Annotated in this window: 15 protein-coding genes; 8 read left to right on the top strand and 7 right to left on the bottom strand. The window is 57.3% G+C overall.

Features of this window, described 5'->3' with window-relative positions; genetic code table 11:
* Nucleotides 1-493, top strand: a 493-nt coding sequence (locus tag Q0M74_RS09040) for a diaminopimelate dehydrogenase (RefSeq protein ID WP_293953589.1), incomplete at its 5' end; no start/stop codon positions are given.
* Between the two features lie 81 nt (nucleotides 494-574).
* Here the strand turns inward: Q0M74_RS09040 and Q0M74_RS09035 are convergent.
* The 6 genes from Q0M74_RS09035 to Q0M74_RS09010 all read right to left on the bottom strand — a co-directional run bounded on the left by Q0M74_RS09035 (nucleotide 575) and on the right by Q0M74_RS09010 (nucleotide 5,225).
* Nucleotides 575-1,900 (bottom strand): MFS transporter, encoded by a 1,326-nt coding sequence (locus Q0M74_RS09035; protein ID WP_293953587.1) that lies wholly within the window; start codon nucleotides 1,898-1,900, stop codon nucleotides 575-577.
* Between the two features lie 201 nt (nucleotides 1,901-2,101).
* The gene (locus Q0M74_RS09030) at nucleotides 2,102-2,368 is read right to left on the bottom strand and encodes a hypothetical protein (RefSeq protein WP_293953585.1); all 267 of its coding nucleotides are present in this window, start codon (nucleotides 2,366-2,368) and stop codon (nucleotides 2,102-2,104) included.
* A 38-nt stretch (nucleotides 2,369-2,406) separates the two neighbouring features.
* The gene (locus Q0M74_RS09025) at nucleotides 2,407-2,958 is read right to left on the bottom strand and encodes a hypothetical protein (RefSeq protein WP_293953583.1); all 552 of its coding nucleotides are present in this window, start codon (nucleotides 2,956-2,958) and stop codon (nucleotides 2,407-2,409) included.
* Nucleotides 2,959-3,163: 205 nt separating this feature from the next.
* The gene (locus Q0M74_RS09020) at nucleotides 3,164-3,841 is read right to left on the bottom strand and encodes a response regulator transcription factor (RefSeq protein ID WP_293953581.1); all 678 of its coding nucleotides are present in this window, start codon (nucleotides 3,839-3,841) and stop codon (nucleotides 3,164-3,166) included.
* Nucleotides 3,838-4,008 carry a hypothetical protein gene (locus tag Q0M74_RS09015; RefSeq protein ID WP_293953579.1) on the bottom strand — a complete coding sequence of 57 codons (171 nt, stop codon included), beginning with the start codon at nucleotides 4,006-4,008 and terminating at the stop codon, nucleotides 3,838-3,840. Before Q0M74_RS09015 ends, Q0M74_RS09020 begins: the two co-directional genes overlap by 4 nt.
* A 101-nt stretch (nucleotides 4,009-4,109) precedes the next feature.
* The gene (locus Q0M74_RS09010) at nucleotides 4,110-5,225 is read right to left on the bottom strand and encodes a sensor histidine kinase (protein WP_293953577.1); all 1,116 of its coding nucleotides are present in this window, start codon (nucleotides 5,223-5,225) and stop codon (nucleotides 4,110-4,112) included.
* A gap of 132 nt (nucleotides 5,226-5,357) precedes the next feature.
* On the opposite strand from Q0M74_RS09010, the gene Q0M74_RS09005 reads away from it, so the two are divergent.
* The 3 genes from Q0M74_RS09005 to Q0M74_RS08995 all read left to right on the top strand — a co-directional run bounded on the left by Q0M74_RS09005 (nucleotide 5,358) and on the right by Q0M74_RS08995 (nucleotide 8,398).
* Nucleotides 5,358-6,116: a MerR family transcriptional regulator gene (locus Q0M74_RS09005; RefSeq protein ID WP_293953575.1), complete on the top strand. Its 759-nt coding sequence runs from the start codon at nucleotides 5,358-5,360 to the stop codon at nucleotides 6,114-6,116.
* 116 nt (nucleotides 6,117-6,232) lie between these two features.
* The gene (locus Q0M74_RS09000) at nucleotides 6,233-6,943 is read left to right on the top strand and encodes a response regulator transcription factor (RefSeq protein ID WP_293953573.1); all 711 of its coding nucleotides are present in this window, start codon (nucleotides 6,233-6,235) and stop codon (nucleotides 6,941-6,943) included.
* 3 nt (nucleotides 6,944-6,946) lie between these two features.
* Nucleotides 6,947-8,398, top strand: coding sequence for a cell wall metabolism sensor histidine kinase WalK (locus Q0M74_RS08995; protein ID WP_293953571.1), 1,452 nt, complete (start codon nucleotides 6,947-6,949; stop codon nucleotides 8,396-8,398).
* Here the strand turns inward: Q0M74_RS08995 and Q0M74_RS08990 are convergent.
* Entirely contained in the window at nucleotides 8,395-8,823 is a 429-nt protein-coding gene (locus Q0M74_RS08990; protein WP_293953569.1) for an HIT family protein, read from the bottom strand. The two genes, Q0M74_RS08995 and Q0M74_RS08990, sit on opposite strands and share 4 nt — an antisense overlap.
* Nucleotides 8,824-8,851: 28 nt before the next feature.
* Here Q0M74_RS08990 and Q0M74_RS08985 point away from each other — a divergent pair, with 28 nt between their 5' ends.
* The 4 genes from Q0M74_RS08985 to purB all read left to right on the top strand — a co-directional run bounded on the left by Q0M74_RS08985 (nucleotide 8,852) and on the right by purB (nucleotide 13,433).
* Nucleotides 8,852-9,439, top strand: a complete 588-nt coding sequence (locus tag Q0M74_RS08985) for a hypothetical protein (protein WP_293953567.1) — start codon at nucleotides 8,852-8,854, stop codon at nucleotides 9,437-9,439.
* Nucleotides 9,440-9,474: 35 nt separating this feature from the next.
* The gene (gene purD / locus Q0M74_RS08980) at nucleotides 9,475-10,740 is read left to right on the top strand and encodes a phosphoribosylamine--glycine ligase (protein WP_293953565.1); all 1,266 of its coding nucleotides are present in this window, start codon (nucleotides 9,475-9,477) and stop codon (nucleotides 10,738-10,740) included.
* A 94-nt stretch (nucleotides 10,741-10,834) separates the two neighbouring features.
* On the top strand, nucleotides 10,835-11,950 hold the full coding sequence (locus tag Q0M74_RS08975) for a pyridoxal phosphate-dependent aminotransferase (RefSeq protein ID WP_293953593.1): 1,116 nt from the start codon (nucleotides 10,835-10,837) through the stop codon (nucleotides 11,948-11,950).
* A 43-nt stretch (nucleotides 11,951-11,993) separates the two neighbouring features.
* The gene (purB, locus tag Q0M74_RS08970) at nucleotides 11,994-13,433 is read left to right on the top strand and encodes an adenylosuccinate lyase (protein ID WP_293953591.1); all 1,440 of its coding nucleotides are present in this window, start codon (nucleotides 11,994-11,996) and stop codon (nucleotides 13,431-13,433) included.
* Nucleotides 13,434-13,783 lie beyond the last annotated feature (350 nt).

The following is a 13,783-nucleotide window of genomic DNA, read 5'->3' as shown; positions in this document are numbered from 1 at the left end:
ACGCATCAACGGTGTCCAGAAGGCCGTCCAGTACACACTGCCGTCTGAGGAAGCACTGGAGAAGGCCCGCCGCGGTGAGGCTGAAGGCCTGACCGGCAAGCAGACCCACCAGCGCCACTGCTATGTGGTGGCCCCTGAGTCCGAGCAGGAGCGCATCGAGAATGAGATCCGCACCATGGCCGACTACTTCGTTGGCTATGAGGTGGAGGTCAACTTTATCGACGAAGCCACCTTCGACGCGGAACACACCGGCATGCCACACGGTGGGCATGTGATCACCACCGGTGACACCGGCGGATTCCACCACACCATCGAGTTCACCCTGAAGCTGGAGCGCAACCCGGACTTCACCGCTTCCTCCCAGATCGCCTTCGGCCGCGCGGCTTACCGCCTGAAGGAGCAAGGTCAGTCCGGTGCTTTCACCGTGCTCGAGGTCGCCCCTTATCTGCTCTCCCCTGAGTCCTTGGAAGATCTCGTGGCACGCGACGTCTAATCCCTCTTAGGACGCAGAGAGTCCAGCCGGGCTAGTTATTGTGAGCCTGGTTGGCCTCTTGTGCATTTCTGTCTATCTCAATCAGTTGCTCTTCTCTGGTGCCTTCACCAGCACCAGCAGCAGGGCCATACCCACCAGGAGCAGCAGACCGATGCCGAGGATGCCGGTGCGGTCCTCGCCGGTGATAGCAACAAACAGGCCGAAAAGACCGGGTGCCATCCAGCTGACCGCACGGCCGGTGGTGGCGTAGAGACCAAAAAGCTGACCTTCCTGACCGTCGGGGGAGAGGCGGGTGAGGAAGCTTCGTGATGCTGACTGGGCCGGCCCCACAAAAGCACAGAGGATGAGTCCGTAGATCCAGAAGTTCTGGGGGCCCTCCACGAAGTACATGATGCCCACATCGATGATCATGATGGACAGCGAGATCACGATGATGGGTTTAGGGCCGATCTTGTCATCAAGGAAACCACCCAGCAGTGCACCGATGGCGGAAATCACGTTGGCGGCGATACCGAAGAGCAGGACATCACCGGCAGAAAGCCCGTAGACGGTCACCGCCAGGATCGCCCCGAAGGTGAATACACCGGCCAGCCCATCGCGGAAGATGGCGGCGGAAATGAGGAAGAAGACGGAGTTCCTGTCATTGCGCCAGAGTTTTCTCACCTCAGCGAACAGGTCCTGGTAGGCGGCGATGATGCCCTTGGGCTGTTCACCTTCAGCCACCTGCTGCTCGATCTCCGGGACTCGCAGCAGCGCCGGGATAGCAGAGATGAGGAACCAAGCGGCGGCGAAGACGGCCACCAGCCGGATGTTCAGGCCGTCTTCGACGGGGATGTTGAAGAAGCCACGGGTATCGCCCTCACCGGCAACGAATCCGAAATAACAGATCAGCAGCAGGAAAATGCCCCCAAAATAGCCCATGGCCCAACCAAAGCCGGAGACCCTGCCCACGGTTTTTCTGGTGGAGATCTGTGAGAGCTGGGCATAGTACTGGACCTCAGCGAACTCGAAGGTCACATTGGCCACGGCCATGATGGCCACACCGATCCAGAAATACATCGGATCGTTGTTCTTCACCGCGAAGAGGCTGAACATGAGTACCACAGTGACCATGGTCCAGATGCGCAGGGAAGACCGTCGGGTTCCTCTGATATCTGAGCGTCTGCCCATGACCGGTGCCACCACCGCCACGATCACACCAGCCAGGGCCACGGCCATGGAGTACAGGGAGGTTGCGTTGCCGGAACCCAGGGTCGACCCCACGGAATCGGTCAGATAGACCGAGAAGATGAAGGTGACTAAAACCGCGTTGAAGGCGGCGGAACCCCAGTCCCAGAAAGCCCATGAGAAGATCGTGCCACGGTCACTTCGGACACCGGGTTTCCCTTTTTGCTCCACAACAGTCATGGGGATGACTTTATGGCAGAAACCCACGCTTGTCCGGGGATGATGCTCCGGAAGGGCCGTGGGGAAGATTAGGGTGGAGGCCTGATGAGAGCGGATGGAGACGCTATGGTTATCAGCGAAGCATGTGTGCTCCTGCTGTGGCGGCGGGGAAAACCAGCAGGCACCCTGATTCAATCGTCAGAGTACCTGCTGGTGGAAAGTCTAATTTCCGGTCTTCTGAAGCGCAGATATCGCTTCAGTGAAAGACAGGTCGGGATGTTCGCCACGGAACTTTTTCAACGCGTCCACTGATGGAATCGGCCTATCGGGGTCAATACCCGGAGATGTGGAAGATTTGTGTTCTGAATACAGACCCCAGACCCCCACGGCGGCAACGACAGCACCGAGGAGGAACTGGCCGGTGATGATCGCCAGTGCTGAGGCAGCGATGGAAATATAGGACCCTACGGTGGTCAGTGACCTGATCATGGTTTTTCCTTTGCTGATTATGTGGATAAGAGTTTTAGTTAAGCAAAGCACTTGTCACGGATGGCAGCAACGCCGGTGAGCTCCGCAGCCAGAGACCCCAGGGCGCCACCGACCGCCATCATCTTCTCAGCGCTGAAGCTGGCACCCCACATGAGTTGTACGGCGTCCTTCACCCCACCGAGTTCCTTGATGTATTTCTTGATCTTCAGGAGTTTCGCCGCTCCCACCAGGTTTCCACCGATCATGCCGACAATTGCGGTGGTGCATCCGAGAACACTCACAGCTGCGGTGGACACCCCGCCCGAGGCATTTTCAGAAGGGGAGTTCTCCTTCACCCAGGCCTGGGTGGCTGCATCGCCCTGGAGCAGTACCTCATCAGGGATGGACAGGATGTACTCCAGACCATCTTCTAAATCCCGGGCTTCTGCGTCGAGAGCCGGATCGAGGTTCGCAGGGGAGATTGCCCCAGGTTCACTCGCTGGCACCTCTGTAGTTTGAGCAGGTGTTGCATTCACCGGAACGGTGAAAATTGACAGTGCGACGGCGACTGCAAGGCTGCCGGCGATGGAACGAGAGCGGAAAGAAGACATTTTTACCCTTACCAGTAGAGGAGAAGTGACGGATGTGACGCTATCCGGTTCCTCGTCGATAAAGACAGGGGTCAACGCGCATAGGGACCTTTCGTTCCCTGTACAGCCCCTTTCGTATCGCTGTGATGCTCTACGGTTTCGGTGAACGGCCCCGGAGCACCCACCGAGGTGGGTTTTGGGGAGGGCTGCTGGCTGGTGTGGGTTGTCATTGGGATTTCAGAATGGAAACAACCAGACTGAGGCGTGAGGTGGCGCCGAAACGGGCGATCAACTCGGAGACCCTCTTCTTGACCGTTGACTCGGAATAGTGCATCTTCTGAGCTATTTCCTGGTTGGACAGACCATCACACAGATGCGACAGAATTTGCTGCTCAGCATCCGAAATATGAGAAAGATCAAGGGGGAAGCCGTGAGAGGTCAGATTCAGGTGGTTCCGATTATCGTCCGGAAGATGCTGCACCAGGCGGGCGAGACATTGCTGTGACAGTGCTGCCTGGTCAGAAACTGCCTTTCTGACTGCGTCGACAATGCTGCGTGGTGGAGCAGTCTTGACTATGTAGCCTGCCGCACCCTGCTGAAGAACCTGAAGCATTGAGCTGTCTGTGTCCACACCGGTTATGGCGATGAACGCGGGGGCGAAAGGATTCTTGTTGATGTGCTTCAACAGCGAAATCCCGTCCATACGGGGCATGTGGAGATCCGACAGGACGACGTCCACCGGGGTGTCCTGCAGAATTTCAAGAGCCTTGATGCCGTCGTAGGCTTCTGCGACAAGGGCGATATCTTCAGTGGCGGACAGATAACGCTTCAAATAGACCAGGACAGATGGTTCATCGTCTACGACCAGGACCTGAATTGGAGTGTGGGAAACCAAGGATGTCACGGGCACCAGGGAAGTCCGGGAGTACGTTGGCATTTGAAGATGTCGTAGATCGCAAAGGGCGCAATGATTGCTGTGTCAGCCGGGAGCTCATGGGGGACAGCCTGAACGGGGGTGCCATGGAGAAAACCTGCGGTCAATGCTGCCACGGTGACTATTTTTCTAAGCATCTCTATCCTTTTTCTGGCGATGGATCTGCATCACCTGATCCAGTGTGCGCGCTGCCAGTCTCCGATGTCTAAATACCTGCGAAACAGGGAACTAAAGTTCCTTAACTGGGTAGTTCAATGCGGGTCAACCACATACCTGATTCTTCTCCGGCGGTGAAGCACCCGCCTGCTGCCCTGATGGTTTTAGCAATGGATTCCAGGCCCTGCCCGGAGGACAGGTAGGGACGACTGATGGATAATCTCTCTGGCGTTATCCTGTTTTCCACGTTGAAGACCAGTCCCTTGCCACGGATGTGGGCATCAACAGTGATCTCGGACCCAGGCGCAGCGTGTTTGATGATATTTGTGCCAATCTCTGGAAGCACACGCACCAGGGCATTGCCGGATTCCTCTGGAATGTTGTTTCTGTTCAGGGAGAAGGAGGAGGTCACAATAAAACCAGCCTCCCGGAGACGTGTGATGGTCTGCTGTATGGATTCTGTTCTGGGATGCAGCTGGGGAGGGATCTGGATTGTGTCTGCCTTCAACACGCGAATCAGTTCTCGGACCTGGATCATGCTGACCCGGGCATCATCCGCGATTTCCTCGAGCTCACCTGGGAGGTCGACGTCTTTCAACGGGACCAGGGTGAGCGATTCCGCTCTCATCACCACAGAGGTTAAAGAGGAGACGACAGAGTCATGCAGATTTGAGGCGAGACGGTCCCTCTGCTTCTGTTCATTTCTTTCCCATTCTGCCCGCAGGCGGTCCCGTTGGAGCTTTCTGGCGCCCAGCAGTCTTCCCATCCCAATGGCAGAAACAATGATGAATGCCCATATGGTCAGAGCAAGGAAATCTACCGGTGACACCGGGCTCTCCGGGTCCATGACACCCAGAATCAGCGATATGGCAGCAGGGAGGATGATCCATAAAGTCCGGTGGTGATAAGCCAGAACACCACAGAAGATCGGAACCAGAAATGCTGTTGTGGGCAGTTCATCCACAAAGCCGAGCGCTGCACACCCGAAAGCCATGATGAAGGCAATGCTGGCCGGCACTGGAAAACGTCCCACAGCAATCACCAGTAGGGAAAGAAAGACCCCGAGAATGAGACCGGGAACCGCAGCAGGCCCAGGACTGAACGCGAAGCTGATGCCGATGATCAGCATTCCGGCAAAAGCGAGCCCCACCACTCCTCTGGTGAGATCATCCTGTGGTGGACCTTGTTGAGACGACATTCCTTTACGGTAACCGATGTATTTTTCTTCTTGTTCCCCTCATCTGGTTTGTCACATGGTGCGAGTCCTGTTTGACTCTCACCATGAGGAGGTCTTGACCTTGACCCCGCGTCAACCGGTGAGGTGGATGGTGTGACTGATGATCGAACCATTGGAGAAGCAGCTGCACTGCTCGGAGTGACCACCCGCACCCTGCGGCACTGGGACAGTATCGGGTTGTTGCAGCCGGGTTGGCGCACCACCACGGACTACCGTCTCTACACCGCCGGTGATATTGAGCGGGCGACCCAGATTCTGGTGTACCGCTCCGCCGGGGTGCCACTGAAGAAGATCGCAGCGCTGCTGGAGGCACCGGAGACCGCCGCGCAGCATCTCAAGCGCCAACGTGCGCTCCTGGTGGATCAGATCGGTCACCTGCACCGGATGGTCCGGGCGGTTGATGAGATCCTCGAGGAGGAGACCATGAGCATTGAAGACAAGATTGAACTGTTGGGTAGGGACTGGCCGAATCATCAGGAGGAAGCTGAGCAGCGCTGGGGTGACACCCCGGAATGGGAGCAGTCCCAGCGCGTCCAGGCGCAGATGAACAAGGCGGACTGGCAGGCTGTCAAGGATGAACACGAAGCCTTCGTCCGGGAGCTTGTCGCCACCGCCACCGCCGGTGTCCAACCCGGTAGCGAGGCAGGCAACCAGTTGGTTCTGCGTCACCGCTCCAGTATCGGACAGTGGTATGAGGTCACTGCCTCAAAACAGGTACTTCTGGCACGCATGTATGTGGCCGATGAACGTTTCAACGAGACTTATCAAGGTCATGCGGAGTATCTTCTGAGGCTTGTGGAAGCTCAGGTCCAAGCAGAGGGTGTTGATCTGGAGAAGGTGGAATGGGGCTGAAAAAAGAATTCATGGTTTACAGTTGATTCACAGGAATCAGTCAGCCCGGGCGGAGGGCGGAGGTGTTCACTGGAAGAAGTTCTCAAAGTTAACACCTATAGGAAGCGCTGAATCACATGGAAAACCAGACTGACGGACAGATCAAGGTCCTCGTCGTAGACGATGAACCCAATATCGTCGAACTGCTCACTGTAAGCCTCAAGTTCCAGGGATTCTCCGTCATGACCGCCAATGATGGCAATGAAGCCCTCAAGCTGGCGCGTGAATTCCGCCCGGACGCCTACATCCTCGATGTCATGATGCCCGGCATGGATGGTTTTGAGTTGCTCACCAAATTGCGCTCCGAAGGGCTGGACAGCCCGGTTCTCTACCTGACCGCCAAGGATGCCGTGGAACACCGCATCCATGGACTGACCATCGGTGCGGATGACTATGTGACCAAGCCCTTCTCCCTCGAAGAGGTGATCACCCGGCTGCGCGTGATCCTGCGACGTGGTGGAAACGTGGAAGCGGAGTCCAATGATGCCACCCTGTCCTATGCCGACCTCACCCTCAACGATGAGACCCATGAGGTGACCAAGGCAGGTGAGCTCATTGATCTCTCACCGACCGAGTTCAACCTGCTGCGCTACCTCATGCTCAACGCTGAGGTGGTCCTGTCCAAGGCCAAGATCCTGGACAACGTCTGGCACTATGACTTCGGTGGCGATGGCAACGTCGTGGAGTCCTATATCTCCTACCTGCGTCGCAAGGTAGACACCCAGGACCCGCAGCTGATCCAGACCGTCCGTGGAGTGGGTTACGTCCTGCGCACCCCGCGTTCTTAAAAAATGACAACTCCGGAGAATCCCTACGCGGTACAAGTCCAGGAAAATCCTGAAGAACAGTCCAAGATAATCCCCATCCGGCAGGCGGGACGCACCATCCCCCTGCGCACCAGGATCATCCTCCTGGTGGTGGGCATCGCTGGTCTGGGGCTGTTGGTCAATGCTGTCGCGGTGTCCAGCCTCATGCGTGAGGTCTCATATTCACGCATGGACCAGGATTTGGAAACCTCCATTAGCAGTTGGGCCCGAACCATGGAGATCTTTGATGTCAGTGGTCTCCGACAGGGCCCACCCAGTGATTATTATGTGGCCAAGGTCTTCCTGGATGATTCCCGCATCATCTTCAATGATGCCCAGTCCGCTCCTGACCTGGTGGAAACAATCGTCGGAACCGGACCACACACGGTTGCGGCTGCGGAAGGCTCGGCCTCAGCAACGCCCTGGCGGGTCATGGCGGTAAAAAACGGTGATGTGATCACGGTGGTGGGCAAGAGCATGGGGCGTGAAACCATGCTGCTCTACCGTCTGGTGGTGGTCCAGTTGATCATCGGTGTGCTGATCCTGGTGGCGATTCTCATCAGTTCCTTCTTCCTGGTGCGACGCTCACTGAGACCGCTGCGTGAGGTGGAGGAAACCGCAAAGAGTATCGCCGGGGGCGATCTGGACCGACGTGTCCCACAATGGCCGATGACCACCGAGGTCGGCCAGTTGGCTAATGCCCTCAACATCATGCTCGAGCAACTCCAGGCGTCCATCCTTAATGCCCAGGGCAAAGAAGCCCAGATGAGGCGCTTTGTCGGAGATGCCTCCCATGAGCTGCGCACACCGCTGACCTCTGTGAAGGGTTATGCCGAGCTGTACCACTCCGGTGCCACCAATGATCCGGACTGGGTGTTGTCCAAGATCAGTGGGGAAGCGCAACGCATGAGTGTGCTGGTGGAGGACCTGCTGTCACTGACGCGTGCGGAGGGCCAGCAGATGGAGAAACACCCGGTGGACATGCTTGAGCTGTCACTGGCGGTGACCAGCTCCCTGCGTGCTGCATGGCCAGACCGCGCCATCACTGTGATGAACAATGCTGACACTGTTCCTGTGGTGGAAGGGGATCCCACCAGGTTGCATCAGGTACTGACCAACATTGTCGGCAATGGTCTCAACCACGGCGGTCCGGATGCCAAGGTCCAGATTGATATCGCCACGGAGGCTGACACCGTGGTCATCCAGGTCTGTGATGATGGCGTGGGTATGTCGCAGGAGGATGCCGAGCATATCTTTGAACGCTTCTACCGTGCTGACACCTCACGCTCACGGGCCTCTGGTGGATCCGGCCTGGGGCTGGCGATCACCAAGTCACTGGTGGAGGGCCACCGTGGAACCATCACCGTGAAAAGCGAAACCGGCAGGGGAACGGTATTTACCATCACCCTGCCGACATTGAAGGAGACAAACAGCTAGTCCAGCAGCCAGCCGTTTTCATCAGTTCCGAGAACCGCCCGGATCCTCACGGCTGCGTCCTCCATCTTGTCTTGATCAGCGGCGTCCGCGGCAAGTGCGTTGGCGAAGTTGAAATCAGCCATCTTGTCGGTGGGGAACAGGTGCACGTGGGTGTGAGGCACGTCGAAACCAGCAAGGATATAACCACAACGGGGGGCGTCGAAGGCCTCCCGGATGGCATTGCCGATGAACTGGGCAGCCTCATTCACCAACCCCCAGGTTTCCTGTGGGAGATCGGTCCAGCGGTCAACCTCCTTCACCGGAACAATCAACGTATGGCCGTATGTGAGAGGTTCGATGGAAAGAAACGCAACGATACTTTCAGAACGGTAGACAAAACGTCCAGGAAGTTCGCCCTCAATGATTTTTGTGAAAACGGTGCTCATGCGCTCAAGGTTACTAGTATCGGGGGATATGAACCCGACAATGCCTATTACCCGGCGCGTTATCCGTGATAATCCAGCAGTGGTGTCACAGCATCTCAGCGCCCAGTACCCGCTTTCCGCTGCCCAGCTCTTTGATTACCTGACCAGCCCTGAACACCTGAAAAACTGGTTCGGCAAGGTCAACAGGGATGAGTTCATCTACGAGATTGAAAATAATGCCCAGGGCAGAATTGAATCCTGTAAAGATCATTCTTTTCTCATTACCTGGGAGCTTGATGGTGTGGTGTCCTTCCTCAATGTTGAAATCACTGAGATATCGGAAGGTGTTGCGCAGTTGGCTGCTGGTTTCAGCACCGATGCGAAGGACATCAAGGAGCACTCTGATGAGAAGTACGGCTCTGGTGCCACCGGTGTCGGTTGGGATCTGAGCCTGTTATCACTGCGTCGTTATGTTTCCGGGGTTGCGGAAGAACCCTCACAACAGGAGTATGCGGCCTTTGTGGCAGATAGTGCGCACGCCTGGGGAGAGGCAGATCAGGCATCCGGAGTTGATCCGGAGACCACCCGGAAGCAGTCTGAGAACACCCGCCGTTTCTATCTGGGAACGGAAGAATAGCTCTGAACAAGTTTTGCAGGATAAACTCTTGAACCATGCGCATTCTGGTAATCGGCTCGGGCGCCCGTGAGCACGCCCTCCTCCGTGGACTTTCCCAAGATCCTGTAACCACTGAACTGCACGTTGCCCCAGGCAACGCAGGTCTGGGTTCCCTGGCCACCGTCCATCCGGACATCAAGGCTGATGATCCGGAAGCAGTGACTGCCCTGGCACAGGAACTGAACGTTGAACTGGTTGTCATCGGCCCGGAGATTCCTCTGGTGGCCGGTGTTGCCGATGCACTGCGTGCTGCGGGTATCGCAGTATTCGGGCCAAACAAGGAGGCCTCCCGCATTGAGGGATCCAAGGCTTTCGCTAAGGACGTCATGGCATCCGCCGGTGTCCTGACCGCACATGCAGAAGCCATCACCCCGGGTGCCACCGATGCAGATATTGATGCAGCCATTGACCGCTTCGGCCCCAACTGGGTGGTCAAGGATGACGGACTGGCAGCAGGCAAGGGTGTTGTGGTCACCCCCGACAGGGCTGAGGCCCGCGCCCATGTGGACGCAGTGCTGGAGGGGGGAAACCCGGTCCTGCTGGAATCCTTCCTCGACGGCCCCGAGGTCTCCCTCTTCTGCCTTGTTGATGGTGAAACCGTGGTTCCCCTGTTGCCCGCACAGGACCACAAGCGTGTCTTCAACAATGATGAAGGCCCCAACACCGGCGGCATGGGTGCCTATGTACCACTGCCCTGGCTGCCAGAAGATGGCGTCCAGCGCATCGTCGATGAGGTCTGCGTGCCTGTGGCCCGCGAAATGGTCAAGCGTGGCTGCTCCTACTCCGGTCTTCTCTACGCCGGCATCGCCTGGGGCGCCAAGGGACCTGCAGTGGTGGAATTCAACTGCCGCTTCGGCGACCCGGAGACCCAGGCCGTACTCGCCCTGCTGAACACCCCTCTGGCTGCTCTGCTCAACTCCGTTGCCACCGGCACCCTTGCCGATCACCCGGAACTGGACTGGATGGACGGTTACGCACTCACCGTCGTGCTGGCCTCCCACAACTACCCAGATACCCCACGCACCGGCGATGTCATCGGCAACGCTGATGCTGACAATATCCTCCACGCAGGCACTGCCTACAACGACGCAGGTGAACTGGTCTCCGCCGGTGGCCGTGTCCTCAACGTCATTGGTGTCGGTGAGACCCTGGAAGCAGCCCGCGACCAGGCCTACGCCACCATCGAGACCATTGAGCTTGACGGCAGCCACTACCGCACCGACATCGCACTGCCGGCAGTTGAAGGACGCATCTCCATCTAAAGGGTTGCCTTTTGAGCAGTGAAAGCAACTACGCTTGATGTTCATGAACTCTTCACTGCTCAGCAACCGAAGCAACGTCCAACCATTCCGGGTCATGCAGATGCTTGACCAGGTTCACCGCCGCAGGCGTGAAGGTAAGGATGTGCTGATGTTCTGCGCCGGCCAACCCACAACAGGGGCGCCGGAGGCAGTTCTCAATGAAGCCGAGATCGCCCTGCGGTCCGGCCCACTGGGCTACACCGAGGTCGTCGGTGACCGTGAATTCCGCGAAGCCGTAGCCAACTGGCACTCCGCCACCTACGGCGTGAACACCGACGCCGACAACGTCATCGTCACCACCGGATCCTCCGGCGGCTTCATGGCAGCCTTCCTCGCCACTCTGGACCACGGTGACTACATCGCCCTGTCTGCGCCGGGTTACCCGGCCTACCGCAATATTTTGGAAACCCTCGGCGCGAAGATCCTGGATCTGCGTTGCACTGCTGAGACCCGTTTCCAGCCCACCGCCCAGATGCTGGAGGAACTGCCCCAGAAGCCGAAGGCTGTCATCGTCACCAGCCCCGGCAACCCCACCGGCACCATCATTGATGTGGATGAACTGGAGCGCATCGCGCAGTGGTGCGATGCCAACGGTGCCGTCCTGATCTCTGATGAGGATTATCACGGCATGAGCTTCGGCCGACCTCTGGCCACGGCACGTCAGTTCTCTGACAATGCCATTGTGGTGGGCACCCTGTCCAAGTATTTCTCCATGACTGGTTGGCGCGTCGGCTGGATCATCGTCCCAGATGAGCTGGTCACCGCCATTGAAAATATTCAGGCATCAGTATCCCTGTGTGCTCCGGCCATCGGCCAGGCTGCCGGTCGGGCGGCCTTTACACTGGAGGCCGGTGCGGAGCTGGATGCGCACGTAGAAGGCTACCGCGAGGTCCGCGATATTTTCGTCGAGAAGCTCCCTGAGATTGGTCTGGACACCTTTGCCGATCCCGATGGCGGCCTCTACCTGTGGGTTGATGTGTCTGCTTTCACGGAGGATTCGGAGCAGTGGGCAGAGAAACTGCTGGAAGAAGCTGATGTGGCTGTGGCCCCCGGAGTGGATTTTGATCCGGTCGAAGGACACAAGTGGGTTCGCTTAAGCCTGTGTGCCACCCCAGAAGACACACTCGAGGGTGTGCGACGCATCGGGGAATTCCTCAAAAACAGCAAGTAGCCCCCTGAACTGCGACTAGGTTAGTTTCGGTTCGTGAGGAATAATAAAATTTGTGGCTGATAAAAAGAAGATCGCAAACGTCCTATCCAACCGTTACGCCTCCGCAGAGCTGTCCAACCTCTGGAGTGCTGAGCAGAAGATCATCATGGAGCGCCAGCTCTGGATCGCCGTGATGAAAGCCCAGAAGGATCTGGGTGTGGAGATTCCTGAAGAGGCCATCACCGCCTATGAAGCAGTGATTGACCAAGTTGATCTGGGATCTATCGCAGAGCGTGAACGCATCACCCGCCATGACGTCAAGGCCCGCATTGAGGAGTTCAATGCGCTGGCCGGTCATGAGCACATCCATAAGGGTATGACCTCACGTGACCTCACCGAGAACGTGGAGCAGCTCCAGATCCACCGTTCCCTCGAACTGGTCCGCAACAAGGCCATCGCCGTGGTCTCCGGTATCTCCGGCCGTGCGGCTGAGTACCAGAACCTGGTTATGGCGGGACGTTCTCACAATGTGGCGGCACAGGCCACCACCCTGGGCAAGCGTTTTGCCACCGCGGCTGATGAAATGCTCGTTGCCATCGAACGCACCGATGACCTGCTGAACCGCTACCCACTGCGTGGTATCAAGGGACCGATGGGTACTGCCCAGGACATGCTGGACCTGATGGACGGCGATGAGTCCCGTCTTCTGGACCTGGAAAACCGCATCGCCTCCCACCTCGGCTTTGACCGTGTCTTTGACTCCGTGGGCCAGGTCTACCCACGTTCCCTCGACTTCGATGCTGTTTCCGCACTGGTTCAGCTGGGTTCCGGCCCCTCCTCCCTGTCCCACACCATCCGTCTGATGGCTGGTACTGAAACCGTCACCGAGGGTTTCAAGGAGGGACAGGTTGGCTCCTCCGCCATGCCACACAAGATGAATGCACGTTCCTGTGAGCGCGTGGGTGGCCTGCAGGTGATCCTGCGCGGTTACCTGACCATGGTTGCTGACCTGTCCGGCCAGCAGTGGAATGAGGGAGATGTGTTCTGCTCCGTCATCCGTCGTGTGGCATTGCCGGATGCCTTCTTTGCCCTGGATGGCATGTTTGAAACCTTCCTGACAGTTCTCGATGAATTCGGTGCTTTCCCTGCCATGATCGAGCGTGAACTTGAGCGTTACCTGCCATTCCTGGCAACTACCCGCATCCTCATGGCAGCTGTTCGTGCAGGCGTCGGCCGTGAGACCGCACACGAGGTGATCAAGGAAAATGCTGTCGCCGTGGCGCTGAACATGCGTGAAAACGGTGGGGGACAGGACCTGATCCAGCGTCTGGCTGCTGATGAGCGTCTGCCGATGACTGAGACTGACCTTGATGCGGCACTGGAGGATCGTCACGCTTTCATCGGTGCGGCGGAGTCTCAGGTGTCCCGCGTTCTAGATCGTGTGCAGAAGCTTGTCGAGGCCCATCCTGAGGCTGCCACCTACCGTCCGGGCGAGATCCTTTAAGCGTTGAAAACGACTCACGCCTAGCCGAAAAGTGCTCATTTTTCACCAATTTGGAAAAAACTTTAGATAAATTTTAAGTTATGAATAAAACCGTCATATCCTTAATTTTTCCTAAATGAACCTTCCTGAACGGTGTTCAATTTTGGGTGTTTCTGCGGGCAGTGAGCTTGCGTTGAGTTTCTTAGTTCGTCAGACTGGAGTTATCCCAGTCAGGCAGCAAGAGCTTGGCTACTAATCGAAAGGAGCTCACCATGAGCGACCTCTTCACCATCATCAACACCATCTTCGACGGCTTCGTAGGCGTTTTCGAGGCCGGCGTCAACGGCGTCGAGAACCTCATCGATTCCTTC

Origin of the sequence: uncultured Corynebacterium sp., assembly GCF_945649885.1 — a bacterium.
GTDB lineage: Bacteria > Actinomycetota > Actinomycetes > Mycobacteriales > Mycobacteriaceae > Corynebacterium.
Note: the sequence above shows the minus strand (reverse complement) of the source record. Positions and strands in the feature narration are given on the sequence as shown.

What these genes read in the sequence shown, in the direction of transcription:
- Q0M74_RS09030 (WP_293953585.1), bottom strand. Translation starts at nt 2,368, where the DNA reads ATGATCAGGTCACTGACCACCGTAGGGTCCTATATTTCCATCGCTGCC.
- purD (WP_293953565.1), top strand. Translation starts at nt 9,475, where the DNA reads ATGCGCATTCTGGTAATCGGCTCGGGCGCCCGTGAGCACGCCCTCCTC.
- Q0M74_RS09000 (WP_293953573.1), top strand. Translation starts at nt 6,233, where the DNA reads ATGGAAAACCAGACTGACGGACAGATCAAGGTCCTCGTCGTAGACGAT.
- Q0M74_RS09035 (WP_293953587.1), bottom strand. Translation starts at nt 1,900, where the DNA reads ATGACTGTTGTGGAGCAAAAAGGGAAACCCGGTGTCCGAAGTGACCGT.
- Q0M74_RS09025 (WP_293953583.1), bottom strand. Translation starts at nt 2,958, where the DNA reads ATGTCTTCTTTCCGCTCTCGTTCCATCGCCGGCAGCCTTGCAGTCGCC.
- Q0M74_RS09015 (WP_293953579.1), bottom strand. Translation starts at nt 4,008, where the DNA reads ATGCTTAGAAAAATAGTCACCGTGGCAGCATTGACCGCAGGTTTTCTC.
- Q0M74_RS09010 (WP_293953577.1), bottom strand. Translation starts at nt 5,225, where the DNA reads ATGTCGTCTCAACAAGGTCCACCACAGGATGATCTCACCAGAGGAGTG.
- Q0M74_RS08995 (WP_293953571.1), top strand. Translation starts at nt 6,947, where the DNA reads ATGACAACTCCGGAGAATCCCTACGCGGTACAAGTCCAGGAAAATCCT.
- Q0M74_RS08990 (WP_293953569.1), bottom strand. Translation starts at nt 8,823, where the DNA reads ATGAGCACCGTTTTCACAAAAATCATTGAGGGCGAACTTCCTGGACGT.
- Q0M74_RS08985 (WP_293953567.1), top strand. Translation starts at nt 8,852, where the DNA reads ATGAACCCGACAATGCCTATTACCCGGCGCGTTATCCGTGATAATCCA.
- Q0M74_RS08975 (WP_293953593.1), top strand. Translation starts at nt 10,835, where the DNA reads ATGCAGATGCTTGACCAGGTTCACCGCCGCAGGCGTGAAGGTAAGGAT.